Genomic DNA, 25313 nt, shown 5'->3' with positions numbered 1-25313 from the left:
CGTAGCGTGGTGCCCATGAGCCGCACGCACCCCGAGCTGAAGACCCCGCCGCCCCTCCCGGAGGGGGGCCTGCGGATCGTCGCGCTCGGCGGGCTCGGCGAGATCGGCCGCAACATGACCGTCTTCGAGCACGAGGGCAAGCTGCTGGTCGTCGACTGCGGCGTGCTGTTCCCCGAGGAGCACCAGCCCGGGGTCGACGTGATCCTCCCCGACTTCACCTCGATCCGGGACCGCCTGGACGACGTCGTGGCCATCGTGCTCACCCACGGCCACGAGGACCACATCGGCGGCGTGCCCTACCTGCTGCGCGAGCGCCGCGACATCCCGCTGGTCGGCTCCCGGCTCACCCTGGCCTTCATCTCGGCCAAGCTGGAGGAGCACAAGATCAAGCCGGTGCTGCGCGAGGTCACCGAGGGCGAGCGGGTGCCCTTCGGCCCCTTCGAGACCGAGTTCCTCGCCGTCAACCACTCCATCCCCGACGCCCTCGCCGTGGCCATCCGCACGAAGGCCGGGCTGGTGCTGCACACCGGCGACTTCAAGATGGACCAGTTCCCCCTCGACCGGCGGATCACCGACCTGCGCGGCTTCGCCCGCCTCGGCGAGGAGGGCGTGGACCTCTTCCTCACCGACTCCACCAACGCCGAGGTGCCCGGCTTCACCCTGAGCGAGGGCGACCTGGTGCCGGCCATCGAGACGGTGTTCCGCACCGCCCCCAAGCGGGTCATCGTGTCCAGCTTCGCCAGCCACGTGCACCGCATCCAGCAGGTGCTCAACGCCGCGCACGCGCACGGCCGCAAGGTCGCCTTCGTGGGCCGCTCGATGGTCCGGAACATGGGCATCGCCCGCGAGCTGGGCTACCTCGACGTGCCGCAGGGCCTGGTCGTCGACCTCAAGCAGATGGACAAGCTCCCGCCCGACCAGGTCTGCGTCATCTGCACCGGGTCGCAGGGCGAGCCGATGGCCGCGCTGTCCCGGATGGCCAACCGCGACCACGTCATCCGCATCTCCGAGGGCGACACGGTCCTGATGGCCAGCTCGCTGATCCCGGGCAACGAGAACGCCATCTACCGGATCATCAACGAGCTCACCCGGTGGGGCGCGAACGTCGTGCACAAGGGCAACGCCAAGGTGCACGTGTCCGGCCACGCCAGCGCCGGCGAGCTCGTCTACTGCTACAACGTCGTCAAGCCGCGCAACGTCATGCCGGTGCACGGCGAGTGGCGCCACCTGAAGGCCAACGGCGAGCTGGCGGTGAAGACCGGCGTGCACCCGCGCGGGGTCGTGCTGGCCGAGGACGGCCAGGTCGTCGACCTCGTCGGCGGCAAGGTGCGGGTCACCGGCAAGGTGAGCGCGGGCAACGTCTACGTCGACGGCGCGACCGTGGGCGGGGCGACCGAGGCCTCGCTGAAGGACCGGCGCAACCTCGCCGAGGAGGGTGTCATCACGGTGGTGGCCATCGTCGACGCCGACACCGGCCTGCTGGCCGAGCCGCCGGACTTCCTGGCCCGCGGGTTCGTGCACGACGAGGGCACCTTCGACGGCGTCGTCCCGCTGATCGAGAAGGCGCTGGCCAAGGCGGCCGAGGAGGGCGTGGGCGGCGCACTGCAGCTCGAGCAGCTGATCACCCGGGCGGTGGCCCAGTGGGCGCACCGCAACGGCCGGCGCAGCCCGATGATCATCCCGGTGGTCATCGACGCCTGAGGAAGGACCCCCTCGCCCCCACGACGTGCTGCGCCCGCCGCGGTGCCCTGCGAGGGGGCGTCCCAGCGTGTCGCTAGGCGGCGCGGCCGTACCAGCCTGCGAGCAGGTCGTGCCGGACGGCGACGGGCAGCGCGCCCCAGCGCAGCAGGGCGGCGCGCTCGGGTTGGGCGCTGGCCCGGGCCAGCCGGCCCAGCTCGCGGACGCGGTGGGCGAGGGGTGCCGTCGAGCCGCGGCCGCCGACGAGGCGGAGCGGGGCGATCGGCCCGGTCAGGGCCTGGCACAGGGAGTCGTACGCCGCCGTGATCGCGGCCTGGTGCGCGGGGTCGGACCACAGCGGGCACCGGCCCGGGTGCCCGACGGAGGCTGCTGGAGCGCTCATGCCCCGGATATCGGCAGTGCACGTCCGGATCGTGACCCAGCCGTGACCGCGGTCGGGTACAGCGGTGCACCGCCGGGCCGTGCACGACCTGTCCGCCGCGGTGAACGCCGGCCGGTCCGGCGCCGTACCCCCTCCGGGCACCACGACGGAGGGAGGCGGCCATGACCGCGGGACGCACGGGTGGCCGGCTCACCGCCCTGCGACGCCGGGCACCGGATCCGGTCGAGACCTTCGACGCCCGCGCCGCGTACGCCGCGCACGGGGCCGAGCTCTACCGGTTCGCGCTGCGCCAGCTCGGCGACGAGGGCGCCGCGCAGGACGTCGTCCAGGAGGTCTTCCTGCGCGCCTGGCGGGCCGCGGACTCCTACGACCCGCAGCTCGCCGGCCTGCGCACCTGGCTGTTCGCGATCGCCCGCAACGTGGTGGTCGACGAGGCCCGCCGCTTCGCCGTCCGGCCCTGGCAGCGGGCGCTGACCGACGACGCCGGCGCCGACGTGCCGGTCGACGCCGGCCTGGACGAGCGCGTGGTGGACGCCTGGGTCGTCGAGGAGGCGCTGGCCCGGCTGGGCCCCGACCACCGCACGGCCATCGTGCAGACCCACCTGCGCGGCCGCCCGCACGGCGAGGTGGCCGCCGAGCTCGGCATCCCGGTGGGCACACTGCGCAGCCGGGTCTTCTACGGGCTCAAGGCGCTGCGGCTGGCACTGGAGGAGATGGGGGTGGAGCCGTGAGCACGCACCGCGAGCTCCGTGAGCAGCTGGGGGTCTACGCGCTCGGCCACGGCACGCCGGCCGAGCGGGCCGCGCTCTGCGCACACCTGGACGGCTGCGCCGACTGCCGCGCCGAGCTGGCCGCCCTCGCCCCGCTGCGCGACCGGCTGGCCCTGGCCGATCCCGACCGGCTCGACGACGTCCCCGCGCCGCCGGCCGGGTTGGGTGACCGGGTGCTGGCCGGCATCGCCGCCGAGCAGACAGCCGGCCGGGCCGCCGTGGTCCCCCTGCGGCGGCGCCGGTGGGTGGCCGCCGCGGCGGCCGCCGGGATCGCCGCGGCCGGGTTCGGCGTCGGCTGGCTGGTCCGCCCGGTGCCGGAGCCGCCGCCGCTGGAGCCGGTGGCCGTGCAGGTCGCGGTGCCGCAGGTGGAGGCCAGCGCCGACGTCGTCCCGCACACCTGGGGCATGGAGGTGCAGCTGCACGGTGCCGGCTTCACCCCCGGCGAGGTCTACCGGGCCCAGGTCACCGAGGACGACGGCCGGGTCGTGCCCGCCGGGGAGTTCCTGGGCACCGGGGAGGCGGAGATGGTGTGCAACCTCAACAGCTCGGTGCTCCGGGAGGACGCGGCGTCCTTCGCGGTGCTCGACAGCTCCGGCGCGGTGGTGCTGACGTCCTCGCTGTGAGGTGAACGCGGCCGGGTCGGGCGCCGTATGCCCCGGGGACAGCGACCCCGAGCACTGGAGCCCGACGATGTCCCGCACCCGCACCGCCCTCCTGCGCACCGCCGTCGTCACCGGCGCGGCCGGCGCCCTCGCGCTGACCGCCGTCGGCCCCGCCGCCGCCGAGACCGAGGTGCCCGAGCCGGCCACCTTCACCAGCGCCTTCACCGCGATGGCCACCCCCGACATGGTGGTCAACAACGACGGGGTGGCCACCCCCGGCGAGCCCGGCGCGAGCGGCACGTTCACCTACCGGATCAACTCCGACACCGAGGTCATCTGCTACGACATCCGCCTGACCGGCGTCACCCCGCCCTACCAGTCGCCGGCCAAGACGGCCACGCACATCCACCAGGGCGACGCCGGCCAGGCCGGGCCGCCGCGGATCGCGTTCCCGAACCCGGAGGACGACGGCAGCGGCACCCTGGTCAGCTCCGGCTGCCTGCAGGGGCCCTTCACCACCGGCCTGGCCCCCGAGGGCACCGACACCGGCCAGGGCTTCACCCTCGACCAGATCGAGGCCGACCCGTCGGCGTTCTTCACCGACACCCACACCGCCGCCTACGCCGCCGGGGCGGTCCGCGGCCAGCTGACCGAGATCCCGGTCGGCGGGGTGGAGACCGGTGCCGGCGGCGCGTCGGCCAACGCCGCCCAGGACGGGTCCACGGGGACCGTCGTGGGCGTGGTCGGCGGCGCAGCCCTGCTGGCCGGGACCGGCGCGGTCGCCCTGCGCCGCCGGGCGACCCAGCAGTGAGGTCCCGCGGGCTCCGTCGCCTCGCGCTGGCCGCCGGTGCCGCGCTGGCGCTGACGGCCTGCGGCGGAGCGGCGGAGCCCGCGGCCGCACCCCCGGCGCCCTCCCCCGCCGGGACGACGCCACCCGCACCGCCGACGTCCGCACTGGACCCGGCCGCCGTCCCGGAGCCGACCGCGGTGTCCATCCCCGCCCTCGGCGTGCGGCAGGAGCTGATCGGGCTCGGGGTCGCCGGGGACGGCACCGCCGAGGTGCCCACCGACTTCGACGACGTCGGCTGGTTCGCCCCCGGTGGCCGGCCCGGCGCCCGCGGCCCGACGGTGCTGATGGGCCACGTCGACTCCACGGCCGGCCCGGCGGTGTTCTACGACCTCCGCGCGCTGGCCCCGGGCGACGTCGTGGACCTCACCGTCGCCGACGGCTCGACCGCCACCTACACGGTCACCGGCACCGAGCAGGTCGCGAAGGACACCTTCCCCACCGCGGCGGTCTTCGGCGCCACGACGCAGGACGTGCTGCGGCTGATCACCTGCACGGGCGCCTTCGACGCCGGCGCCCGCAGCTACACCGACAACCTGGTCGTGACGGCGGTGCGCAGCGGCTGAGTAGGGTCGCCCGCCGTGGCGAACGTGCTCTCGATCCAGTCCCACGTGGCCTACGGGCACGTCGGCAACGCGTCGGCGGTCTTCCCGCTGCAGCGCCTGGGCCACGAGGTCTGGCCGGTGCACACGGTGCAGTTCTCCAACCACACCGGCTACGGCTCCTGGACCGGCCGGGTCTTCGACGGCCAGGCCGTGGACGAGGTCGTGGACGGCATCGCCGCGCGCGGCGTGCTGGGCAGCTGCGACGCGGTGCTGTCGGGCTACCTGGGCTCGGCCGACATCGGCCACGCCGTCGTCGGCACCGTCGCCCGGGTCCGGGAGGCCAACCCGTCGGCGGTGTACTGCTGCGACCCGGTGATCGGGGACGTCGGCCGCGGCGTGTTCGTGCGCCCGGGCATCGCGGAGTTCATGCGCGACGTCGCGGTGCCCGCCGCCGACGTCGTCACCCCCAACCACTTCGAGCTCGACCTGCTCACCGGCCGGGGGACGCGGACGCTGGCCGAGGTGCGCGACGCCGTCGCCGCGCTCCAGGCCACCGGCCCGCGGGTGGTGCTGGTGACCAGCCTGGACGTCGAGGACACCCCCGAGGACGCCGTCGACCTGCTCGCCGCCGAGGGCGGCCGGGCGTGGCGGGTGCGCACCCCGGAGCTGGGCCTGTCGGTCAACGGCGCCGGTGACGCGATCGCGGCGCTGTTCCTGGCGCACTGGATGTCCTCGGGGTCGGCGGCCACCGCGCTCGGGGCGGCGGCGTCCTCGGTGTTCGGACTGCTGCGGATGACCGCCGAGGCGGGCAGCCGGGAGATCCTGACGGTGGCCGCGCAGGAGGAGTTCGTCGCACCGAGCCGGACCTTCGAGGTCGTCGAGGTCTGAGCGGGACGCGCGACCAGGACGCTTGACCCAGAAGGTCGGGTGGGTCACGCTCCCCCGGTGGTCGCAGACGTCCCGAGCCGGACGACGGCCGGCGCCCGCGCCCTGCTGGCCGCCTTCTGCGCGCTGGTCGCGGCCACCCAGGTGCTCTGGCTGACCTTCTCCCCCGTCACCGACGAGTCCGCGCGCGCCCTGGGCGTGGGCGCCGGCGCGGTCGCCGTCCTGGCCGCGGTCAACCCGTTCGCCTTCGTCCTGCTGGCCCTGCCCGCCGGCCGGTGGCTCGAGCGCTCGCTGGTGCCCGCGCTGGCCGCCGGGGCGGCGCTGACCGTCGCCGGGGCGCTGGTCCGGGCGACCGCGGTGGACTCCTACGCCGTCGTGCTGGCCGGGCAGCTGGTCCTGTCGCTGGGCCAGCCGCTGGTGCTGGGCGCCACCACCGTCGTCGCGGTCCGCTACACCGCCCCGGCCGGGCGCACCGCGGCCATCTCGGCGGCCAGCGCCGCCCAGTTCGTCGGCATCCTGGTCGCCGCGCTGGTGGCCGGACCGGTGGTGGGCGCGGTGGGCCTGGGTGGGTTCCTGCGGGCCGAGGCGGCCGCCGTCGCGGTCGTCGGCGCCGCGGTCGTGGTGCTGCTGCTGCGGGTCGCGCCCCGCTCGGTCCCCGCCGCCGCGGCCGCCGCGCCCGCCCGGTGGGGCCGGGACCGCGTGCTGGTGCTGCTGGGCGTCGTGCTGTTCGTCGGCGTCGGGGTCTTCAACGCCGTCGCGACCTGGCTGGACCCGGTGCTCGACGCGCTCGGGCGGCCGGGCACCGCGGGCCCGCTGATCGCCGGGATGACCGTCGCCGGGATCGCCGGGGCCGCCGTGCTGCCCGCCTGGGCGGCCGGCCGGGACCGCCGCCGGGGCGTGCTGCTGGCCGCGGCGCTCGCCGCCGTCGCCGGCTTCGGGCTGGCCGGGGCGCTGCCGGCCGCGGCCGCGGGCCCGGTGCTGCTCGGGGTGCTGCCCCTGGTCGGGTTCGTGCTGCTGGCCGGCCTGCCGGTCGCCCTGGAGTGGGCCGAGCTGCACGTCGGCGCCGACCGGGCGGCCCGGGCGACCAGCCTGCTGCTGCTGGCCGGCAACGCCGGGGGCGTCGTCCTGGTGCTGGCCGTCGAGGTCGCCGGGGGCCAGCCGCGGCCGACCCTGCTGCTGCTCGCCGCGCTCGGGCTGCCCGCGGCCGTCGCGGCCTGGCTGCTCCCCCGCCGGGTCCGGACCGCTGCGGCTCAGTCCTCGTAGCCGTCCGCGGGCGCCGGCACGGGCGTCACGACGTCCGGGGTGAGGGCCGGCTCCGGGTAGCCCTCGGTGGGGTGCGGCAGCGAGGGGGCGTACCGGCCCACCACCTCGACCCACTGGTCGGCGGCCCCGGCGACCTCGCCGTCGAGCACCACCCGCACGGCCGAGGCGTCGGCGGCGCAGCACGCGATCCGGATCCGGGTCAGGTACCAGCCGCCGCCCTCCCGCGGGGACAGGAAGCCGACCAGCCGGATGTCCCGGCCCTCCAGCGGCGCGGTGTCGCTCTGCTGGGTGCGGATCGCGTAGCCCGACAGGGTCAGCGTGCGGTAGGTCTCGCCGGGGTCGTCGGCGCCGATGCCCAGCGGGACGTCCGACCGCGGCGCGGCGACCGGCGCGGCCTGCCGCTCGGCCGTCCACGCCCCCAGCGGCCCGGGGGCGACCACCAGCAGGACGGCGACCGGGGCCAGCAGCAGCCAGGCGACGGGCGGGCCCGGGTGGCCGTCGTCCGTGCCGGGCCGGGCCCGCAGCACCCCCACCAGGCCGACGACGAGCACGACCACGCCCGCGGCGACCAGCAGCGGGCGGAACCCGGCCTGCACGTAGGCCAGGTAGCCCTCCCCCAGCGACACCCGCAGGGTCACCCCGCCCAGCAGGACCAGCAGCAGGTGCTGGGTCAGCCGGCTCACAGCAGCCACCAGCCCACGAACGCGGCCGCGGCCACCGCGACGACGAACGTCACCGGGGCGAAGCGCACGGCGAACCGCGACCCGAAGGTGCCCGCCTGCAGCGCGACCAGCTTGACGTCGACCGCCGGGCCGACGACGAGGAAGGCCAGCCGGGCGCTGAGGGAGAACGAGGTCAGCCCGGCGGCGACGAACGCGTCGGCCTCCGAGCAGATGGCGAGCACGACGGCGAGCAGCGCCAGCACCAGGACGGCCAGGACCGGCTCGTCGGCGACCGCGTCCAGCCAGGCCCGGGGCACGACCACCTGCAGGGTGGCGGCGGTCAGCCCGCCGACGACGAGGAAGCCGCCGGCGTGCACCAGGTCGTGCTGCACCACGCCGAGGAAGGCCGCCGCCCGGCCGGTGCCGGCGGTGTGCCCGTGCCGCACCGGCGGGCGCAGCCACTCGCCGCGGCCGAACGCCGACCACAGCCAGCCCATGACCACCGCGACGGCCAGCGAGGCCAGGAAGCGCGCGACGACCATCTCGGGGTCGTCGGGGAAGGCCACCGCGGTGGCCACCAGCACCACCGGGTTGATCGCCGGCGCCGAGAGCAGGAAGGCCAGCGCCGCCGCCGGGGTCACGCCGCGGCGGACCAGGCTGCCGGCCACCGGCACCGAGGCGCACTCGCAGCCGGGCAGCACCAGCCCGGCGGCCCCGGCAACCGGCACCGCGAGGGCGGGCCGGCGGGGCAGCGCGCGGGCGAAGAAGGACGGCGGCACCAGCGTGCTGATCGCCGCGGACAGCAGCACCCCGAGCACCAAGAAGGGCAGGGCCTGCAGGCAGACCGCGACGAAGACGGTGGACCAGGCCCGCACCGCTGCGCCGTCGAAGGCCCCCGGCAGCAGGAACCGGGCGGCGACCACGGCCAGCAGCAGCACCACGAGCACGTCGGTCGAGCGGACCCGCGCCCGCGTGACCTGCACCTCGTCGTGCACCCCGCCACTCCTCCTGAACATGGTTCTCATCTACCGTGACGCCGCACAGCGTCGCACGCCGCCCCCGAGACCGAGGAGCTCCCCGTGGCAGAGCAGAAGAAGTCCCGCACCGCCGGCGCAGGGTCCCTGCTGCGCAAGGCCGTCGGCACCGTCGCCACCGGGGTGGTCGGCGTGGTCGTCGTCCGCGCGGCCGAGCGCGGGGAGCCCGGCAGCCTGCCGCGCCGGGTCGCCGTGGCCGCCACCAAGGCCGGGATCCTCGGCGCCCGCCGGGCGGAAAAGGCCGTGGAGCGCACCCGGCTGGCCGCCGGCGACGTCCGGGCGCAGGCCTACGCCGACCTCGGCGAGCAGGCCCCGCCCCCGGCCGACCGCTCCGCCGGGCACGACCACAGCCACTGATGATCGTCTCCGACGCGGGCGGTCGGCTGCGGCTGGCCGTCCCGGGGCTGGCCGGGTCGCCGTCGCGGTCGGTCGTCGTGGAGGACCTGCTCGACGAGGTGCCCGGCGTGCTGGCCGTGCAGGCCTTCCCGGTCACCGGGCACGTGGTGGTCTGGACCGCCCCGGACACCGACCGGGACGCCGTCCTCGCCGCCGTCGCCGCCGCGGTCGAGCGGCCGGCGGACGTGCCGGTGGCCCGGGCGCCGCGCTCGGCCGACGTCGGCAACGGCGAGCTGCTGCGGATCGCCGTCGGCGGCGCCGCCCTGGTGCTGCTCGGCGTCCGCCGGTACGTGCTGGGCCGCCCGCCGGTGCTGTCCGGCCAGAGCCGGCTGGCCGCCACGGCGGTCACCGTGTTCACCGGCTACCCGTTCATGAAGGGCGCGGTCGGCGCGCTCACCGGGCAGCGCACGGCCGGCACCGATGCGCTGGTCACCGCCGCCACTGTGGCCAGCCTGCTGCTGCGCGAGAACGTCGTCGCGCTGACCGTGCTGTGGCTGCTCAACATCGGCGACTGGCTGCAGGACCTCACCCTGCGCCGCACCCGCAACGCCATCTCCGCGTTGCTGGCCGGCACCGAGTCCACCGCGTGGGTGGTCGCCGCCGACGGCGTCGAGCAGCAGGTGGACCTGGCCCGGCTGCGGGTCGGGGACCTGGTGGTCGTGCACGAGCAGGCCACCATCGCCGTGGACGGCGAGGTCGTCGAGGGCGAGGGCGTGGTCGACCAGGCCGCCATCACCGGGGAGCCGCTGCCGGTCACCGTGCGGCCCGGGTCGACGGTGCACGCCGGGTCGGTCAACCTGCGCGGCCGCGTCGTGGTGCGCGCCTCGGCCACCGGCTCGGACACCGCGATCGGCCGGATCATCGCGCGGGTCGAGCAGGCCCAGGACGACCGGGCGCCCATCCAGACCGTCGGCGACACCTTCTCCCGCCGCTTCGTCCCGGCGTCCTTCGCGCTGGCCGCGGTCACCTGGCTGGTCACCCGCGACGTGCGCCGGGCGATGACGATGCTGCTGGTGGCCTGCCCCTGCGCGGTGGGCCTGTCCACGCCCACCGCGGTCAGCGCGGCCATCGGCAACGGCGCCTCCCGCGGCGTGCTCATCAAGGGCGGCGCCCACCTGGAGGCCGCCGGCCGGGTCGACGCCGTCGTGTTCGACAAGACCGGCACGCTGACCGTCGGGCGCCCGGTGGTCACCAACGTCGTCTCCTTCGACGCGGGCTGGACACCGGAGCAGGTGCTCGGCTATGCGGCCTCCTCGGAGATCCACTCCCGGCACCCGCTGGCCCAGGCCGTCATCCGCTCCACCGAGGAGCGGCACGTGTTCATCCCGCCGCACGAGGAGTGCGAGGTGCTGCTCGGCCTGGGCATGCGGACCCAGGCCGACGGCCGCGTGCTGCTGCTGGGCAGCGAGGCGCTGATGGCCGCCGAGGGCGTCCCGGTGCCCGAGGACGCGCTGCGCTGGCTGGCCGACCTGCGGGCCCAGACGGAGACCCCGCTGCTGCTGGCCGTGGACGGCGCGCTGGTCGGGCTGGTCAGCCTGCGCGACGAGGTCCGCGCCGAGGCGCCCGAGGTGCTCGCGGCGCTGCGGGCCGGCGGGGTGCGCCGCATCGTCATGCTCACCGGCGACCACGCCACCAGCGCGGCCGCGGTCGCCGGGCAGCTGGGCATCGACGAGTGGCGGGCCGAGGTGCTGCCCGAGGACAAGCAGGACGTCGTCCGCGCGCTCGCCGCCGAGGGCTTCACCGTCGCGGTGATCGGCGACGGCACCAACGACGCCCCCGCCCTCGCCGCGGCCGACATCGGCATCGCGATGGGGGTGTCGGGCACCGACGTCGCGGTGGAGACCGCCGACGTGGCCCTGGTCGGCGACGACCTGCGACACCTGCTGGACCTGCGCGACCTCGGCGGGCGGACCCTCCAGATCGTCCGGCAGAACTACGGCCTGTCGATCGCGGTCAACGGCCTGGGCCTGGCCGTCGCCGGCGCCGGGGCGCTGTCGCCGGTGCTGGCCGCGGTGCTGCACAACGCCAGCTCGGTGGCGGTGGCGGTCAACTCCGCCCGGCTCGTCCGCTACCGCCGCTGATCCTGGGCGGCGCTCAGCGGAGGAGGGCGGCGCGCAGCGCGGTGACCAGCTGCTCGTCGGTCCAGCCCGCCGCCCGGCCGATCCGCACCAGGTCGGCCGCGGCGTCGGCGACCAGGCCCGCGGCCGGGGCGGGCGCCGCCGGGCCGGCGACGACGGTGCCGGTGCGGCGGCGGGACTGCACCACCCCGGTGGCCTCGAGCTCCCTGTAGGCCCGGGCCACGGTGCCGACGGCCAGGCCCAGGTCGGCGGCCAGGGCGCGGGCCGCGGGCAGCCGGTCGCCACGGACCAGCTGCCGGGCGCCCACCAGTGCCGTGACCTGCTCGCGCAGCTGCTCGTAGACCGGCACCGGCGAGGTGACGTCGACCCGAAGGGTCAGCCGCCCGGCGTCGGTCTCGGTCACGCGGGCACCGCCGGCACCGGGGACGGCGGCGGGCCGGACGGCGCGGGCGGGGCCGGCCGCAACCGGGGTGCGGGGAGCACGAGCAGCAGCAGGCCGGCCAGCACCGCCAGGCCACCGGCCAGCGCGCCCACGGTGCCCAGGACGACGAGCGCCGGGTGCCCGCCCACCGACAGGACGCCGTCGCCGATCCCCACCTCGGTGGCGGTGGCCACCGAGCGCACGGCCCCGCCGACCACGACCAGCAATGCGCCCAGCTCGACCAGGAGCCCGGCTGCGGCGCCGCGCAGCACCCGGTGCACCGACGCCGCCCGCAGGACCGCCTCCGCGCCGTCGTCGCCGGGGACCGCGGGCCGGACCAGGGCGGTGCGCAGCGCCAGCGCGACCAGGAGCAGGACGACGGCGGTGCCGGCGAGCACCGGGACGGCGAACACCGACCCCGGGTAGGGCCCGACGACCGCCGGCCCGGCCGGCCCCAGCCCGTCGGGCAGCACCGTGACCGGGCCCGCGAGCGTCCGGCCGTCCGCCGCCGCGGTGGCCCAGCCGACCGCCGCGACGAGCACCACGCCCGTCGCGGCGCCGACGAGCACGCGACGCACCCGGAGCGCCGCGGCGGGGAACCGGCGCCGCACCAGCGAGGCCGTGCGCACCGCGCCGCGCTGGCGCGGCCAGGCGGACTCCCCCACCCACAGCACACCGGTGTGCACCGCGGCGAAGACCAGCGGGACCAGCGCCGCCGACACCCCGGAGCCCAGGCCGGCGGCCGTGTCGGTCAGCCCGACGGCCGCGGCGGCGGCCACCCCGGCGAGCACCGCGAGCCCGCCGGCGCCGGTCCCGTGCCGCCGGGCGTCGGCCACGACCGCGGCGAGCTGCCGGCGCCGGACCGCCGTCGTCACCAGCCCGGCGCCGACGGTGAGCCCGACCAGCGCGACCAGCACCACCGGCACCGAGGAGAACAGCCCGCTCATCAGGACCTCCGAGGCAATGAACCAATGCATCGGTACATTGGCCTACCGGGGCCGGGCTGTCAACGACCCCTCGTCGGGTAGGGCAGCAGGGCCATCTCGCGGGCGTTCTTGATCGCCCGGGCGACCGCGCGGTGCTCCTGCGGGTCCAGGCCGGTGACCCGGCGGGCCCGGATCTTCCCGCGGTCGCTGAGGAAGGTGCGCAGCAGGGCGGCGTCCTTCCAGTCCACCGGCCCGTCCAGCCGCCGGCGACGGCGCGGCCGCGGCGGGGGCTTCACCAGCTGGCCTTGGTGATGCCGGGCAGCTCGCCCCGGTGCGCCATCTCGCGCATCCGCACCCGGGAGAGGCCGAAGGTGCGCAGGTACCCGCGCGGGCGGCCGTCGGCGACGTCGCGGTTGCGCACCCGGGTGGCCGAGGCGTCCCGGGGCATGCGCTGCAGCGCGGCCACCGCGGCGGCCCGCTGGGCGTCGTCCCCGGTGCGCAGCTGCTCCTTGAGCTCCGCCCGCCGCGCGGCGTACCGCGCGACCACCTGCTTGCGCTGCTCGTTCCTGGCGATCTTCGAGGTCTTGGCCACGTCAGCGCTCCTCCTTGAACTCGACGTGCCGACGGATGACCGGGTCGTACTTCCGGAGGACCAGGCGGTCGGGGTCATTGCGCCGGTTCTTGCGGGTCACGTAGGTGTAGCCGGTGCCAGCGGTGGACTTCAGCTTGATCACCGGCCTCACGTCGGTCGCCCGGGCCATCAGCGAGCCCCCCGCTCGCGCTGGACCCGCGCCCAGACGGCCTCGATGCCCTGCACGTCGATGGTCTTGATGCCGCGGGTGGAGACGGTCAGCCGCACGTAGCGGCCCTCGCTGGGCAGCCAGAAGCGCTTGCGCTGCAGGTTGGGGTCGAAGCGGCGGTTGGTCCGCCGGTGGGAGTGGCTCACGGCCTTGCCGAAGGTCGGCTTCCGGCCGGTCACCTCGCAGTAGGTGGTCATGGCGCCACACCCTAACTGAGAATGATTCCCATTCGCGTGTACGGTCTGCCGTCATGAGCCGAACCCCGCTGGTCCTGGTGGCCGGCCTCCAGCCAGCGCACACCGCCCGCGTCGCCGCCGACCTGCGGCGCGCCGCACCCGGCACCGTCGTGGTGCACCACGACGTCCGCGGTCTGGCCGAGGGCGTCGTCATCCGGACCGTCCGCGCCGACGACGGCACCGAGCAGACCGCGCTGGAGCTCGCCCACGGCTGCCTGTCCTGCACGCTGCGGCTCGACGTCCTCCCCCTGCTCCGCGAGCTGGCCGCCCGGCCGGGCACCGCCCGCATCGTGCTGGAGCTGGACCCGGCGCTGGAGCCCGAGCAGCTGTGCGTCGCCCTGGACGCGGTCGAGCTCGAGGACGGCGGCACGGCCGGCGACGCGGTGCGGGTGGAGGCCGTGGTCGCCGTCCTCGAGGCCGCGACCTGGCTGGACGACGTGACCGGCGAGGAGTCCCTCGCCGAGCTCGGCCTGGCCGCCACCCCGGACGACGAGCGCACCGTCGCGCAGGTGCTGCTCGGCGCGACCGGGTTCGCCGACGTCCTGGTGCTCGCCGGCCCGCCGGTCGAGGACTGGACCGCGGCCCGGCTGCACGCCGCGCTGGAGCGCTGGGCCCCGCTGGCCCGGGTCGGCTCGCTCGAGCACTGGCGGCCGGCCCGGGTGCTGACCGCCCTCCCCCGCACCGCCCGCCGCGGCCGGGTGCGGCACCCGCACGACGCCCTGCTGGCCGGCCAGCCACCGCTGGACGCCGACGCCGGCCTGGAGCTGGTGCGGTTCTCCGCCCGCCGGCCCTTCCACCCCGAGCGGCTGCACGAGGCCTTCGACGTCCTGCTCGACGGCGTCGTCGGCACCCGCGGCCGGCTGTGGCTGGCCACCCAGCACGACGCGGCGGTCTGGCTCGAGTCCGCCGGCGGCGGGCTGCAGCTCGGGGACGCCGGCCAGTGGCTGGCCACCCTGGGCGACGACCCGCAGCTGTGGGCCCAGGTGGACGACGAGCGCCGGGTGGCCGCGGCGCTGCGCTGGGACCCGGTGCACGGGGACCGGGACACCGAGCTCGTCGTGCTCACCCACCGGCAGCCCGCCGGCGCGATCACCGCCGCGCTGGCCGCCGCCCTGCTCACCGACGACGAACTCGCGGCGGGCCCGGACGGCTGGTCGGCGCTGGCGGACCCCTTCGGCGCGGCGCACACCGACCCCTGCGAGGCCTCCAGCCCCGCGGACCCCACCACCCACGCCATCGAGGAGCAGCGATGAGACCCGGCATCCACCCCACCTACCGCACGGTCGTCTTCCGGGACGCCGCCACCGGCACCCTGATCCGCACCCGCTCGACGATCGCCACCGACCAGACCGTCGAGCTCGACGGCGAGGTGCTGCCGCTGGTCCCGGTGGACACCAGCGCGGCCTCCCACCCGTTCTGGACCGGCAGCGCCCGGGTGCTGGACACCGCGGGCCGGGTGGAGAAGTTCCACGCGCGCTACGGGCAGCGGGCCACGGCCCGGCACGGGGGGCGTCGCTGATGGCCGTCCCGAAGCGCCGGCTCTCCCGCGCCAACACCCGGCACCGCCGGGCGCGGTGGAAGGCCACCCCACCGGACCTGGTGCCGGTGGTCGTCGACGGCACCCGGCACCTGGTCCCGCGCCGGCTGGTCGCGGCGGTCCAGCGGGGCATGGTGCAGCCCTAGCGAGGGGCCCAGTCCCGGCTCGACCGGGTCAGCAGGAGGACCACGACGAGCAGCTGCACCGGGACGGTGACCGGTGCGGCCACGGCCCCCCGGGCCAGGTCGAGGACGGCGAGCAGGACCAGCAGCGCGACGAGGGCACGCCGGCCGGAGCCCCGCCAGACCCGGGTGGCGAGCACCGCGGGGAGCACGAGCAGCACCCCGCGCACGACCGCCACCACGACCAGGGCGGTCCGGCCGGGCGACGCCGTCCCCGCCGGCGGGGCCAGCTGCGGGATCGACCCGGGGGCGCCGGCCTCCACGACCGACGCCAGGAAGGGGATGACGGCCAGCACCACGACGACGAGGACCCCGGCCACCGCTGCCGTCACGACCGGTGGTCGTGTCCCCCTCGCCGTCGACACCTGCACCCCACCGCCCCTGTCGTCACCGTCACCGCCGTCGCCGCCGTGGAGCCAGCGTGCTCGACGGGAGCAGCCGCGCAGCCGCCCGGCCGGGTCCGGGCACCCGGGCGGGTGAGGTCGGACGTCGGTGGTCGATCAGGCGGTCGGGGTCAGTCGGGCAGCTGCTCGGCCAGTCGGCGGAGGTCGCGCTCGGCGTCGGGCTCCAGCGGCAGGTCGGCCAGGACGGCGAGCACCTCGTCGCGCTCGAGGCCCTCGGCCAGCAGCGCGGCCAGCACCCGGTCGGCCGCGGACGCCGGGATCGGCGCGGGTTCGCCGGCCACCGCGGCACGGGCCAGGAACAGCACCCCGGCGATCTCGGCGGGCGGGGCGGGCGGCGCCGGGGCGGCCCGCCGGGCGATGCCCTCGGCGGCCCGCACCAGCGACAGCGGCACGCCCTCGGCCTCCACCACGGCCAGCGGGGTGTCCCCGATCGCGGCCAGCACCAGGTGCTCGGCGACGATCCGCAGCGGCGCCTCCCACTCCCCCGCCCGCACCACCGCGGCCACGTCGTCCGGGTCCTCCCCGACGTCGTCGGCCAGCTCCTCCCACGCCTGCGGTCGGGCCGCCCGCAGGCGTTCCCCGGCCAGCGCGCAGGTCTCCTGCACGAAGGGCTCGAGCACCTCGACGTCGAAGCGGTCGGCGTACAGCCCGCCCTCGGCGTCGACCATGTTCAGCGCGTCCCGGAAACTGCCCGGCCGGGCGTCCCCCAGGTCCAGCCGGCCGGTCTCCTCGTCGCCCAGCAGCTGGCCGTTCTCCGCCCGCACCCCGACCGTCGTGCCGGTGGCGACCAGCCGCCCGCGCCGGCGGGTGTGGTGCGGCCGGTCGGCGGTGCCCACGGCCCACGCGCAGGTCTCGGCGACCAGGGCCGCGCTGCGCTCCCTCAGCACCTCCCGGGTCAGCAGCGCCATCTCGTCGATCTCGAACACGCCGACCATGGTCCCCCCGGTGGTCCGACGCGGTAGGCCGACCCGGTGGTCCGACGCGGTGGCCCGCCCCGGTTGGCCGGGGCCGTGACCGGCTCCTAGCGTGGGGCATGCGCTCACCCCGGACGCCCGTGCTGCTCGCCGTCGTCGCCGCCCTGCTGGCCGGGTGCAGCTCGGGCAGCGACCCGGCACCGGCCGCCGCCGGCGCGGCCGGTCCCGGTCCCGACCTGCGCGACCTCGACGCGCTCACCATCCCCGACCTGCAGTCGATGATGGACGACGGCGACCTGACCGCCGTGCAGCTGACCCAGGCCTACCTGGACCGGGTCGCCGAGCACGACGACGAGGTGGGCGCCGTCCTCACGCTGAATCCGGACGCGCTGGCCGATGCGCAGGCCAGCGACGACGCCCGGGCCGACGGCGGTGCCCGCAGCCCGCTGGAGGGCATCCCGGTGCTGCTGAAGGACAACGTGGACACCGCCGACCTGCCGACCACCGCGGGCAGCCGGCTGCTGCTGGACTCCGAGCCGGACGACGCGACCATCACCGCCCGCCTGCTCGACGCGGGGGCCGTCGTGATCGGCAAGGCCAACCTGTCGGAGTGGGCCAACTTCCGCGGCGCGGACTCCACCAGCGGCTGGTCCGGGGCGGGCGGGCAGACCGCCAACCCCTACGTGCTGGACCGCAACCCGTGCGGGTCCTCCTCCGGCTCGGCGGCCGGGGTGGCGGCGTCCTTCGCGCAGGTCGCCATCGGCACCGAGACCGACGGCTCGATCGTGTGCCCGTCCGGCGCCAACGGCGTCGTCGGGCTCAAGCCCACGATCGGGCAGGTCTCCCGGGACGGCATCGTGCCCATCTCCGCCGAGCAGGACACCGCCGGGCCGATCGCCCGGCACGCGGTCGACGCCGCCCTCCTCATGGCGGTCGTCGCCGGCCCCGACGAGGCCGACGACGCAACCGGCGAGGTGCCGGACGGCACGGACACCGGCTTCGCCGACCTCGACCTCGACGCCCTGCAGGGCGCCCGGGTCGGGGTCTGGTCCCCCGCGGCGGACTCCGGGGTCGACGCCGACACCCTCGCCGTCCTGACCTCCGCAGTCGCCGCGCTCGAGGCGGCGGGGGCGACGACGGTCCCGGTGGAGCTGCCCTACCAGGACGAGATCGGCGCGGGTGAGACCCCGGCGCTGCTGGCCGAGTTCGACCGGGACCTCACCGCCTACCTGGGGGCCACCGACGGCGACGTGCCCGACGACCTGGCCGGGCTGGTCGCCGAGAACGCCGACGACCCGGTCGAGCTGGCCTACTTCGGCCAGGAGCTCTTCACCGAGGCGATCGCGGCCCCCGACGCCGAGCAGACCCGCGAGGGCATCCGCGACCTGGCGCAGCGGTCGGTCGACGAGACCCTGGCCCAGGGCCCGGGCGACGAGGACGACCTGACCGCGATCGTCGCGCTCACCGGCACCCCGGCGTGGGTCACCCGGTACGCGGCCCTGGACGGCGTGGCCGACGACTTCGTCTACAGCTCCTCGACCCCGGCGGCCGTCGCCGGCTACCCGTCGGTGAGCGTGCCGGCCGGGTTCGCCGGGCCGCGCGGGGCGCTCCCGGTCGGGGTCAGCTTCATCGGCACCGGGTGGTCCGACGCCGACCTGCTGGACGTCGCCGCCGACTTCGAGGACCAGGCGCAGGCCCGCCGGGCCCCCGGCTTCCTCGCGACGGTGGGCGCCTGATGGACCTGCGGCTGACCGGGAAGCGCGCGCTGGTCACCGGCGCGGGACGGGGCATCGGCAAGGCGGTCGCGCTGCGGCTGGCGGAGGAGGGCGCGCAGGTCGCGCTGCTGGCCCGCTCCCGCGACCAGCTCGAGGCCACCGCGGCGCAGCTGCCCGGCCCCTCCCTCGTCGTCCCCGCCGACACCACCGACGACGCCGCGGTGCGCACCGCCGTCGACGTCGTGGTCGGGGCCTGGGGCGGGGTGGACGTGCTCGTCAACGCCGCCGCGCGGCCGGCGTCCTCGGCCCCGGTCCCGGCGCTGGCCGACCTCGGGGACGACGCGCTGCGCGCCGAGGTCGAGACGAAGGTGCTGGGCTACCTGCGCTGCGCCCGCGCCGTCGCCCCGCACATGACCGCGCAGGGCTGGGGCCGCATTGTCAACGTCAGCGGGCTCAACGCCCGGGCCACCGGCAACCTGGTCGGCACCGTGCGCAACGTCGCGGTGGCCGCGATGACGGCCAACCTGGCCGAGGAGCTCGGCCCGCACGGGGTGAACGTCACCACCGTGCACCCCGGGGCCACCGTCACCGAGCGCACCTCGGCCGACGTCGCCGCCGCACCGGCCGGCAACCGCATCGGCCGGCTGGTCACCGCCGGCGAGGTCGCCGACGTCGTGGTCTTCCTGTGCTCCCCGCGCAGCGTGGCCGTCACCGGCGACGCGGTGGCCGCCGGCGGCGGCACCCGCGGGGTGGCCGTCTACTGAGCCCGGCGGTCAGACCAGCAGGGCCCGGCGCAGCTCGGCGGCCTCGGTGCGCACCTTGAGCAGCACCGGGGGGACGTCGGCGTCGCGCAGCCGGTCGCAGGACAGCCGGCCGATCGGCTGCGGCACGTAGCCGGGCACCGTGGACCGGTCGGTGATCTCGAACGCCGCGCGCAGCATCCCCCCGGCCACCGACTCCGGGTCGTCCAGCTCGCTGACCGGGCGGACCATCGCCGGCGGGAAGCCCCAGTGCCGCATCGCCGCCGACGTCAGCTGCACCGCGTGCACGCCGTACCGCTCGACCTCCGCCGCCCGCCGGGCCGCCGCCGAGGGGTGCGCGGTGACCTCGGCGTACCCGACCGGGTCGTGGTGGGTCAGCAGCGCGGCGCCCAGCTGGGCGAGCAGCCCGGTGCACATCGCGTCCTGCGCCCGCATCCCCATCCGCGGCGCGAGCGCCTCGCAGGCCAGCGCCAGGTGCGTGGTGGTCACCCAGTGGTCGGCGGGCAGCGTGCCGTCGTCCGGCCCGGTCAGCGCGACGCTGGCCATCGACCGCACGGTGGCGAAGCCGACCACGGTGACCGCGAACTGCAGCGAGGACACCCGGCCCGACAGCCCGTAGAACGCCGAGTTGGCGAGCTTGAGGACCCGCCCGGTGAGCGCGGCGTCCGCGGCCAGCAGCCGGGACAGCTCCCGTGCGCCGGCGTCGTCGGCGTGGGTGAGCGCGACGATCTGCGCTGCCACCGGCCGCTGGGCGGCCAGCTCGTCGATGTGCGAGAGCACCTCGTGGACGTCGAAGGTCACCCCCGGCAGCAGCGCCGCGGCCAGCTCCGCCTCGGTGGGCTCGACCTCCTCGACCGGCGTGTCCGGGTCGACGGGCGGCAGGGCCTCCAGCACGTCCCAGGGCTGCACGGTCACCGGGCACGCTCCGCGAACCAGGCGGTCGCCGCCGCGGCGTCCATCGGCCGGGCGATCCCGTACCCCTGCAGGTGCGTGGCACCCAGCTCGGCCAGTGCACGTGCCTGGTCCACCGTCTCCACCCCTTCGGCCACCGACGACAGGCCCAGCCCGGTGGCCAGCGCGACGACCGCGCCGGTGATCTCGGGGTGGCCCTCGGAGAGCTCGGCCACGAAGGACCGGTCGATCTTGAGGCAGTCCACCGGCAGCCGGCGCAGGTGCGCCAGCGAGGAGTAGCCGGTGCCGAAGTCGTCGACGGCGACGGACGTGCCCAGGTCCCGCAGCCGGTGCAGCACCAGCAGCGCCAGGTCCGGGTCGCGCATGAGCGCGGACTCGGTCAGCTCCACGCAGATCCGCTCGAAGCCCACCCCGTACCGGGCCACGGTGTCCGCGACCAGGGAGGGCAGGTGCTCGTCGAGCTGCAGCGCGGACACGTTGACGTGCACCACCCGCGGCGCCCCGAGGCCGAGCTCGGCGTCCCAGGCGGCGACCTGCGCGCAGGCCTGCTCGAGCACGGCGGCGCCGAGCGCGTCGACCAGCCCGCTCTCCTCGGCCAGCGGCACGAAGACGTCGGGGCCGATCCAGCCGCGCCCGGGGTGGTGCCAGCGGGCCAGCGCCTCGACGCCGACCGGGCGCATGGTCGCGGTCTCCACCACCGGCTGGTAGGCCACGGTCAGCCCGCCGGCGTCGATGGCCGCGCGCAGGTCGGCCACCAGGCGCAGCTTGTCCCGCGCCTGCGAGCGCGCGCCCTGGTCCAGGACCGACACCCGGCCCTTGCCGCCGGCCTTGGCCTGGTACATCGCGATGTCGCAGTCGCGGATCAGCTCGTCGGCGGTGGCGTGGTCGGCGGTCTGCACGGTCACCCCGACGCTGACCCGGACGCCCACGCCGACGCCGCCCAGCTGCACCGGGCGGGCCAGGTCGGCCGAGATGCGCCCGCCGAGGGCCACCGCGGCGTCCTCGTCGACGTCCTCGCAGACCACCACGAACTCGTCGCCGCCGAACCGCACCACCAGGTCCGAGGGGCGGACGACGGTCCGCAGCCGGTGGGCGACCTGGACCAGCAGCTGGTCCCCGGCGGCGTGGCCGAGGGAGTCGTTGACCACCTTGAAGTCGTCGACGTCGAGGAACAGGCACGCCAGCCCGCCCCGGGCGCCGGGCAGGAACCGCTCGGCGACGAACGAGGCCAGCCGGGTGCGGTTGGGCAGCCCGGTGAGCGGGTCGTGCGTGGCCTGGTGCTCCAGCTGGCTCTGGAAGGCCAGCCGCTCGGTGACGTCCTCGATGGTGGCGACGAAACCGCCGCCCAGGCCGGGGGTGTGCAGGTGGGAGAAGCGCAGCACGGTGGTGCGCTCGTCGCCGTCGGTGCGCAGCAGCCGGGCCCGCACGTCGCCGACGTCGCCGGTCAGCGCCGCGGCGGCGGCGTCGACCACGGCCTCGACGTCGTCGGGGTGGACGGCGGCCAGCCAGCCGGTGCCCAGCAGCTGCTCGGCCTGGCGGTCGACCAGCCGGCAGAAGGCGTCGTTGACGTGCGCCAGCCGCAGCCCCTGCTCCGACAGCAGGGTGGGCACCGGCGAGCGCTCGGTGAGGGTGGTGAAGCGCCGCTCGTGGGCGGCGGCGGAGTCGGCCAGCGCGCGCTCGGTGGCGGTGCGCGCGTGCTGGGCGGTCACGGTCCAGACCCCCGGGTCGGAGGACGGCGTGGTGGTGACGACGAGGTCCAGCAACGCGCCGGTGCGGGAGCGGCCGCGCAGCTCGGTGGTCACCGACCGCTCGCGGCGCAGCAGCGCACCCAGGCCGCCGGGCGGGGGCTCGGGCAGCAACCGGTCCAGCGGCATGCCCAGCACGTCGGTGGTGGCGTGCCCGAGCAGCCGCTCGACGCCGGCGCCGGCCCAGCGCACCCGCGGCCCGCCCACCTCGGCGACGACCACGAACACCGCGGCGTCCACCCGCACGGAGGCCGCGTGCAGCACGGCGCGCGACACCCGGGTGGCGTCGAGCAGCTCCCGGGAGGGCACCCGCGGCCGGCGGGTGACCACCGGGACGGGATCCGTGGTGGGGCTGGGCACGCTGGCAGGGTCGGCACCGCCGTCCCCGGGCTGGAGCCAGGACGCGGCGACTTCCCCCGCACGGGTGGGGCGAGGGTCGCGGTTACCGGTGAGTAGGACCGTGTGGGATCGTCGGGGCCACGGTGCGCGACGCCGCCACCGGAGGAGGAAGGGTCGTCCATGCAGTTGCACCTGTCGCCCGAGGACCAGGCGTTCCGGGACGAGATGCGCACGTTCTTCACCACGAAGATCCCGCAGGCCATCCGCGACGACGTCGCCGCGCACCGCGAGGTCTCCAAGGAGTCCTACGTCGAGGCCCAGCGGATCCTCAACGCCGCCGGCCTCGCCGTGCCGCACTGGCCCGCCGAGTGGGGCGGCCGGGACTGGACGCCGCTGCAGCGCCACATCTGGCGCGAGGAGATGCAGCTGGCCGCCGTCCCCGAGCCGCTGGCGTTCAACGCCTCGATGATCGGCCCGGTCATCGCCGCGTTCGGCAACCAGGAGCAGAAGGAGCGGTTCCTGCCGGCGACGGCGAACCTCGACATCTGGTGGTGCCAGGGGTTCTCCGAGCCCGACGCCGGCTCCGACCTGGCCAGCCTGCGCACCGTCGCGGTCCGCGATGGCGACGACTGGGTGGTCAACGGCCAGAAGACCTGGACCACGCTGGGCCAGTACGCCGACTGGATCTTCTGCCTGGTGCGCACCGACCCCACCGCGGAGAAGAAGCAGCGCGGCATCTCGATGCTGGTCTTCCCGATGGACACCCCCGGCGTCACGCTGCGGCCCATCGAGCTGCTCGACGGCGGCTTCGAGGTCAACGAGGTCTTCTTCGAGGACGTGCGGGTGCCCGCCGAGAACCTGATCGGCGAGGAGAACCGCGGCTGGGACTACGCGAAGTTCCTGCTCGGCAACGAGCGCGTGGGCATCGCCCGGGTCGGCGCCACCAAGCGGATGATCGCCGACGCCAAGGAGCACGCCGCCCGGCTGAGCTCCGGCGGGCGACCGCTCATCGAGGACCCCTCGATGCGCACCCGCATCGCCGAGCTGGAGAACGAGCTGCTCGCCCTGGAGCTCACCGCGCTGCGCGTGGTCTCCAACTCCAGCGACGGCAAGCCGAACCCGGCGTCCTCGGTGCTCAAGCTGCGCGGTTCGGAGCTGCAGCAGGCCGCGACCGAGCTGCTGGTCGACATCGCCGGCCCCCTGTCGCTGGCCTCCTTCGCCGACGACGACGCCACGGACGTGCCCGAGTGGGCCCGGTCGGCCACCCCCGAGTACCTGAACTACCGCAAGGTCTCCATCTACGGGGGATCCAACGAAGTGCAGCGCACCATCATCGCCGGAACGATCCTGGGGTTGTGACCTGATGGACTTCACCTTCGACACCGAGCAGCAGGCCCTCCGCGAGGCCGTGGCCGGCCTGCTGCAGCGCGCCTACGACCCCGAGAAGCGCCGCGCCGTGACCAAGGAGGACCCGGGCTTCGACGAGAAGGTCTGGTCCCAGCTGGCCGAGATGGGCGTGCTGGGCCTGCCCTTCGCCGAGGAGGACGGCGGCATGGGCGCCGGCCACGCCGAGGTCGCCCTGGTGGCCACCGAGGTCGGCCGGGTGCTCGCCCCCGAGCCGTTCGTCGAGTCGGTGGTGCTGGCCGGCGGCCTGGTCGCCGACGTCGGCACCGCGGAGCAGCGCGCCCAGCTGCTCGGGGCGCTGTCCGAGGGCAGCTCGCTGGTGGTCTTCGCGCACGCCGAGCCGGGCAGCCGCTGGACCCCCACCGCCACCGGTGTCACCGCCACCCGCTCCGGCGACGGCTGGACGCTGTCGGGCACCAAGGAGCCGGTGCCCTCGGGTGCCCGCGCCGACGTGCTGGTCGTCAGCGCAGCCGTGGAGGGCGGCACCGGCCTGTTCGTCGTCCGCGGGGACGCCACCGGGCTGACCCGCGACGGCTACCGCACCCACGACGGCACCCGCGCCGCGCGCGTCACCCTCGACGGCACCCCCGCGGAGCTGCTGGGCGAGGACGCCGGCGACCGGACGGCGGCGATCGAGCTGGCGCTGGCCCGGGCGACCGTGGCCTACGCGCACGAGGCGGTCGGGGCGATGGAGACCGCGCTGACCACCACCAGCGAGTACCTGAAGACCCGCAAGCAGTTCGGCGTCCCGCTGTCGCGGTTCCAGGCGCTGACCTTCCGCGCGGCGGACATGTACGTGTCGCTGGAGCTGGTCCGCAGCATCGCGCTGTGGGCCACGATGGTCGTCGACGCACCCGACTCCACCCCGGAGCAGGTGCTCGCCGCCGCCGACCGCGCCCGGCTGCAGACCTCGAAGGCCGGCCGGCACATCGGCAAGGAGGCCATCCAGCTGCACGGCGGCATCGGCGTCACCGCCGAGTACTCCGTCGGGCACTACACCTCGCGGCTGACCGCCATCGACCACCTGCTGGGCGACGGCGCGTGGGCGGCGGACCGGCTGGCGCGGACCGTCGACGCGCACCCGTACGTGGAGGCCCTGCCGGCCTGACCCCCGGCACCCAGGAGCCCCGGTCCGCGACTGCGGACCGGGGCTCCTCGTGCGTGTCAGACCTGCTTGATGACCGAGACGTCGAACTCCAGCTGCACCTTGTCGCTGACCAGCACGCCGCCGGTCTCCAGCGCGGCGTTCCACACCAGACCCCACTGGCTGCGCTTGAGCGCGAGCGCGCCCTCGAAGCCGACCCGGGTGTTGCCGAAGGGGTCCAGCGCGCTGCCGGTCAGGGTGAAGTCGATGGACACCTCGCGGGTCTGCCCCTTGATGGTGACGTCGCCGGTGACGGTGTACTCGTCGTCGTCGACCTGCTCGACGGCGGTGGAGACGAAGGTGATCTCGGGGAACTGCTCCACGTCGAGGAAGTCGGCCGAGCGCAGGTGCGCGTCGCGGTCGGGCTGGCCGGTGTCCAGGCTGCCGGCGTCGATGCGCAGCTCCACCCGGCTGGCCGCGGGGTTCGCGACGTCCAGGTGCGCGGTGCCCTCGAACTCGCCGAACGTGCCGCGGACGGTGGTGACCATCGCGTGCCGGGCGCGGAAGCCGATGCGGGTGTGCGCGGCGTCGACGGCGTAGTCGCCGCTGACGTCGGCGAGCGCGGTGGTGGCGTCGTCGAAGTCGGTCTCGCCGGACTGGCTGGCGCGGTGCTTGGCCACGGTGGACCGTCCTCCCAGGGGTGTGCAAACCGCTCGATTCTGACGTGCGCGGTGCGGATGTGCACAGCCGGGGCCCCGGCAGCGGTCGCCG

30 protein-coding genes are annotated in these 25313 nt (G+C 76.2%); 16 read left to right on the top strand and 14 right to left on the bottom strand.

The window, feature by feature from the left end; all coding sequences use genetic code 11:
• Window positions 1-15: 15 nt before the first annotated feature.
• A complete protein-coding gene (locus BM158_RS14215) occupies window positions 16-1701 on the top strand; it encodes a ribonuclease J (RefSeq protein WP_091560134.1) in 1686 nt (561 codons plus the stop codon).
• A 73-nt stretch (window positions 1702-1774) separates the two neighbouring features.
• Here the strand turns inward: BM158_RS14215 and BM158_RS14210 are convergent, their stop codons facing one another.
• Window positions 1775-2080: a hypothetical protein gene (locus BM158_RS14210; RefSeq protein WP_091560131.1), complete on the bottom strand. Its 306-nt coding sequence runs from the start codon at window positions 2078-2080 to the stop codon at window positions 1775-1777.
• 161 nt (window positions 2081-2241) lie between these two features.
• Between BM158_RS14210 and BM158_RS14205 the strand changes: the two genes are divergently transcribed.
• From BM158_RS14205 to BM158_RS14180, 6 genes are all read left to right on the top strand, one after another.
• Entirely contained in the window at window positions 2242-2811 is a 570-nt protein-coding gene (locus BM158_RS14205; protein ID WP_091560129.1) for a sigma-70 family RNA polymerase sigma factor, read from the top strand.
• A complete protein-coding gene (locus BM158_RS14200; RefSeq protein WP_091560126.1) occupies window positions 2808-3473 on the top strand; it encodes an anti-sigma factor family protein in 666 nt (221 codons plus the stop codon). Before BM158_RS14205 ends, BM158_RS14200 begins: the two co-directional genes overlap by 4 nt.
• A 67-nt stretch (window positions 3474-3540) precedes the next feature.
• Window positions 3541-4263, top strand: coding sequence for a CHRD domain-containing protein (locus BM158_RS14195; protein ID WP_091560123.1), 723 nt, complete (start codon window positions 3541-3543; stop codon window positions 4261-4263).
• Window positions 4260-4865: a class F sortase gene (locus tag BM158_RS14190; RefSeq protein WP_207506583.1), complete on the top strand. Its 606-nt coding sequence runs from the start codon at window positions 4260-4262 to the stop codon at window positions 4863-4865. The genes BM158_RS14195 and BM158_RS14190 overlap by 4 nt, the downstream gene beginning before the upstream one ends.
• 15 nt (window positions 4866-4880) lie before the next feature.
• Window positions 4881-5732, top strand: a complete 852-nt coding sequence (gene pdxY / locus BM158_RS14185; RefSeq protein WP_091560120.1) for a pyridoxal kinase PdxY — start codon at window positions 4881-4883, stop codon at window positions 5730-5732.
• Window positions 5733-5789: 57 nt separating this feature from the next.
• Window positions 5790-6992, top strand: coding sequence for an MFS transporter (locus BM158_RS14180; protein WP_165628940.1), 1203 nt, complete (start codon window positions 5790-5792; stop codon window positions 6990-6992).
• On the opposite strand, the gene BM158_RS21820 is transcribed toward BM158_RS14180, so the two are convergent.
• Complete coding sequence (locus BM158_RS21820) at window positions 6980-7675, bottom strand: TIGR03943 family putative permease subunit (RefSeq protein WP_165628939.1); 696 nt, start codon at window positions 7673-7675, stop codon at window positions 6980-6982. The two genes, BM158_RS14180 and BM158_RS21820, sit on opposite strands and share 13 nt — an antisense overlap.
• Complete coding sequence (locus tag BM158_RS14170) at window positions 7672-8649, bottom strand: permease (RefSeq protein WP_207506581.1); 978 nt, start codon at window positions 8647-8649, stop codon at window positions 7672-7674. The genes BM158_RS21820 and BM158_RS14170 overlap by 4 nt, the downstream gene beginning before the upstream one ends.
• Window positions 8650-8733: 84 nt before the next feature.
• Here BM158_RS14170 and BM158_RS14165 point away from each other — a divergent pair, with 84 nt between their 5' ends.
• Together BM158_RS14165 and BM158_RS14160 are read left to right on the top strand one after the other, a co-directional pair.
• The gene (locus BM158_RS14165; RefSeq protein WP_091560112.1) at window positions 8734-9045 is read left to right on the top strand and encodes a DUF1490 family protein; all 312 of its coding nucleotides are present in this window, start codon (window positions 8734-8736) and stop codon (window positions 9043-9045) included.
• Window positions 9045-11165 carry a heavy metal translocating P-type ATPase gene (locus BM158_RS14160; protein ID WP_091560109.1) on the top strand — a complete coding sequence of 707 codons (2121 nt, stop codon included), beginning with the start codon at window positions 9045-9047 and terminating at the stop codon, window positions 11163-11165. The genes BM158_RS14165 and BM158_RS14160 overlap by 1 nt, the downstream gene beginning before the upstream one ends.
• Before the next feature lie 13 nt (window positions 11166-11178).
• Here the strand turns inward: BM158_RS14160 and BM158_RS14155 are convergent, their stop codons facing one another.
• Genes BM158_RS14155 through rpmB form a run of 6 tightly spaced genes read right to left on the bottom strand, consistent with a single transcriptional unit; the run spans window position 11179 to window position 13506 of the window.
• The gene (locus BM158_RS14155; RefSeq protein ID WP_207506579.1) at window positions 11179-11565 is read right to left on the bottom strand and encodes a GntR family transcriptional regulator; all 387 of its coding nucleotides are present in this window, start codon (window positions 11563-11565) and stop codon (window positions 11179-11181) included.
• A complete protein-coding gene (locus BM158_RS14150; protein ID WP_091560106.1) occupies window positions 11562-12530 on the bottom strand; it encodes a hypothetical protein in 969 nt (322 codons plus the stop codon). Before BM158_RS14150 ends, BM158_RS14155 begins: the two co-directional genes overlap by 4 nt.
• Window positions 12531-12589: 59 nt before the next feature.
• The gene (rpsR, locus tag BM158_RS14145) at window positions 12590-12805 is read right to left on the bottom strand and encodes a 30S ribosomal protein S18 (RefSeq protein ID WP_229827403.1); all 216 of its coding nucleotides are present in this window, start codon (window positions 12803-12805) and stop codon (window positions 12590-12592) included.
• Window positions 12802-13101, bottom strand: a complete 300-nt coding sequence (gene rpsN / locus BM158_RS14140) for a 30S ribosomal protein S14 (RefSeq protein WP_091560099.1) — start codon at window positions 13099-13101, stop codon at window positions 12802-12804. Before rpsN ends, rpsR begins: the two co-directional genes overlap by 4 nt.
• Before the next feature lies 1 nt (window position 13102).
• Window positions 13103-13270, bottom strand: a complete 168-nt coding sequence (gene rpmG / locus BM158_RS14135; protein WP_091560096.1) for a 50S ribosomal protein L33 — start codon at window positions 13268-13270, stop codon at window positions 13103-13105.
• The gene (gene rpmB / locus BM158_RS14130) at window positions 13270-13506 is read right to left on the bottom strand and encodes a 50S ribosomal protein L28 (protein WP_091560094.1); all 237 of its coding nucleotides are present in this window, start codon (window positions 13504-13506) and stop codon (window positions 13270-13272) included. Before rpmB ends, rpmG begins: the two co-directional genes overlap by 1 nt.
• 53 nt (window positions 13507-13559) lie before the next feature.
• On the opposite strand from rpmB, the gene mrf reads away from it, so the two are divergent.
• Genes mrf through rpmF form a run of 3 tightly spaced genes read left to right on the top strand, consistent with a single transcriptional unit; the run spans window position 13560 to window position 15228 of the window.
• Window positions 13560-14798 (top strand): ribosome hibernation factor-recruiting GTPase MRF, encoded by a 1239-nt coding sequence (gene mrf, locus BM158_RS14125; protein ID WP_091560092.1) that lies wholly within the window; start codon window positions 13560-13562, stop codon window positions 14796-14798.
• Window positions 14795-15064, top strand: coding sequence for a type B 50S ribosomal protein L31 (locus tag BM158_RS14120; protein ID WP_091560089.1), 270 nt, complete (start codon window positions 14795-14797; stop codon window positions 15062-15064). The genes mrf and BM158_RS14120 overlap by 4 nt, the downstream gene beginning before the upstream one ends.
• Window positions 15064-15228 carry a 50S ribosomal protein L32 gene (gene rpmF, locus BM158_RS14115; RefSeq protein WP_091560085.1) on the top strand — a complete coding sequence of 55 codons (165 nt, stop codon included), beginning with the start codon at window positions 15064-15066 and terminating at the stop codon, window positions 15226-15228. Before BM158_RS14120 ends, rpmF begins: the two co-directional genes overlap by 1 nt.
• Here the strand turns inward: rpmF and BM158_RS14110 are convergent.
• Together BM158_RS14110 and BM158_RS14105 are read right to left on the bottom strand one after the other, a co-directional pair.
• Complete coding sequence (locus tag BM158_RS14110) at window positions 15225-15596, bottom strand: hypothetical protein (RefSeq protein WP_131802048.1); 372 nt, start codon at window positions 15594-15596, stop codon at window positions 15225-15227. The two genes, rpmF and BM158_RS14110, sit on opposite strands and share 4 nt — an antisense overlap.
• 182 nt (window positions 15597-15778) lie before the next feature.
• Window positions 15779-16594 (bottom strand): hypothetical protein, encoded by an 816-nt coding sequence (locus tag BM158_RS14105; RefSeq protein ID WP_409359869.1) that lies wholly within the window; start codon window positions 16592-16594, stop codon window positions 15779-15781.
• 107 nt (window positions 16595-16701) lie between these two features.
• On the opposite strand from BM158_RS14105, the gene BM158_RS14100 reads away from it, so the two are divergent.
• Together BM158_RS14100 and BM158_RS14095 are read left to right on the top strand one after the other, a co-directional pair.
• Window positions 16702-18318 (top strand): amidase family protein, encoded by a 1617-nt coding sequence (locus BM158_RS14100; protein WP_091560075.1) that lies wholly within the window; start codon window positions 16702-16704, stop codon window positions 18316-18318.
• Entirely contained in the window at window positions 18318-19061 is a 744-nt protein-coding gene (locus BM158_RS14095) for an SDR family NAD(P)-dependent oxidoreductase (protein ID WP_091560071.1), read from the top strand. The genes BM158_RS14100 and BM158_RS14095 overlap by 1 nt, the downstream gene beginning before the upstream one ends.
• A 9-nt stretch (window positions 19062-19070) precedes the next feature.
• On the opposite strand, the gene BM158_RS14090 is transcribed toward BM158_RS14095, so the two are convergent.
• Entirely contained in the window at window positions 19071-19973 is a 903-nt protein-coding gene (locus BM158_RS14090; protein ID WP_229827404.1) for an HDOD domain-containing protein, read from the bottom strand.
• A complete protein-coding gene (locus tag BM158_RS14085; protein ID WP_229827405.1) occupies window positions 19970-22075 on the bottom strand; it encodes a putative bifunctional diguanylate cyclase/phosphodiesterase in 2106 nt (701 codons plus the stop codon). The genes BM158_RS14090 and BM158_RS14085 overlap by 4 nt, the downstream gene beginning before the upstream one ends.
• A 159-nt stretch (window positions 22076-22234) precedes the next feature.
• Here BM158_RS14085 and BM158_RS14080 point away from each other — a divergent pair, with 159 nt between their 5' ends.
• Both BM158_RS14080 and BM158_RS14075 read left to right on the top strand, forming a co-directional pair.
• A complete protein-coding gene (locus BM158_RS14080) occupies window positions 22235-23413 on the top strand; it encodes an acyl-CoA dehydrogenase family protein (protein ID WP_091560068.1) in 1179 nt (392 codons plus the stop codon).
• Window positions 23414-23417: 4 nt separating this feature from the next.
• Window positions 23418-24566 (top strand): acyl-CoA dehydrogenase family protein, encoded by a 1149-nt coding sequence (locus tag BM158_RS14075; RefSeq protein WP_091560065.1) that lies wholly within the window; start codon window positions 23418-23420, stop codon window positions 24564-24566.
• 56 nt (window positions 24567-24622) lie between these two features.
• Here the strand turns inward: BM158_RS14075 and BM158_RS14070 are convergent, their stop codons facing one another.
• The gene (locus BM158_RS14070) at window positions 24623-25222 is read right to left on the bottom strand and encodes a YceI family protein (protein WP_091560061.1); all 600 of its coding nucleotides are present in this window, start codon (window positions 25220-25222) and stop codon (window positions 24623-24625) included.
• Between the last annotated feature and the right edge of the window lie 91 nt (window positions 25223-25313).

Origin of the sequence: Klenkia taihuensis (assembly GCF_900112525.1) — a bacterium.
Taxonomy (GTDB): Bacteria; Actinomycetota; Actinomycetes; order Mycobacteriales; family Geodermatophilaceae; genus Klenkia; species Klenkia taihuensis.
Note: the sequence above shows the minus strand (reverse complement) of the source record. Positions and strands in the feature narration are given on the sequence as shown.

Coding starts and splice junctions, on each gene's coding strand:
- BM158_RS14215 (WP_091560134.1), top strand. CDS start 16: ATGAGCCGCACGCACCCCGAGCTGAAGACCCCGCCGCCCCTCCCGGAG.
- BM158_RS14210 (WP_091560131.1), bottom strand. CDS start 2,080: ATGAGCGCTCCAGCAGCCTCCGTCGGGCACCCGGGCCGGTGCCCGCTG.
- BM158_RS14205 (WP_091560129.1), top strand. CDS start 2,242: ATGACCGCGGGACGCACGGGTGGCCGGCTCACCGCCCTGCGACGCCGG.
- BM158_RS14195 (WP_091560123.1), top strand. CDS start 3,541: ATGTCCCGCACCCGCACCGCCCTCCTGCGCACCGCCGTCGTCACCGGC.
- BM158_RS14160 (WP_091560109.1), top strand. CDS start 9,045: ATGATCGTCTCCGACGCGGGCGGTCGGCTGCGGCTGGCCGTCCCGGGG.
- BM158_RS14150 (WP_091560106.1), bottom strand. CDS start 12,530: ATGAGCGGGCTGTTCTCCTCGGTGCCGGTGGTGCTGGTCGCGCTGGTC.
- rpmG (WP_091560096.1), bottom strand. CDS start 13,270: ATGGCCCGGGCGACCGACGTGAGGCCGGTGATCAAGCTGAAGTCCACC.
- rpmB (WP_091560094.1), bottom strand. CDS start 13,506: ATGACCACCTACTGCGAGGTGACCGGCCGGAAGCCGACCTTCGGCAAG.
- mrf (WP_091560092.1), top strand. CDS start 13,560: ATGAGCCGAACCCCGCTGGTCCTGGTGGCCGGCCTCCAGCCAGCGCAC.
- BM158_RS14120 (WP_091560089.1), top strand. CDS start 14,795: ATGAGACCCGGCATCCACCCCACCTACCGCACGGTCGTCTTCCGGGAC.
- rpmF (WP_091560085.1), top strand. CDS start 15,064: ATGGCCGTCCCGAAGCGCCGGCTCTCCCGCGCCAACACCCGGCACCGC.
- BM158_RS14100 (WP_091560075.1), top strand. CDS start 16,702: ATGCGCTCACCCCGGACGCCCGTGCTGCTCGCCGTCGTCGCCGCCCTG.
- BM158_RS14095 (WP_091560071.1), top strand. CDS start 18,318: ATGGACCTGCGGCTGACCGGGAAGCGCGCGCTGGTCACCGGCGCGGGA.
- BM158_RS14080 (WP_091560068.1), top strand. CDS start 22,235: ATGCAGTTGCACCTGTCGCCCGAGGACCAGGCGTTCCGGGACGAGATG.
- BM158_RS14075 (WP_091560065.1), top strand. CDS start 23,418: ATGGACTTCACCTTCGACACCGAGCAGCAGGCCCTCCGCGAGGCCGTG.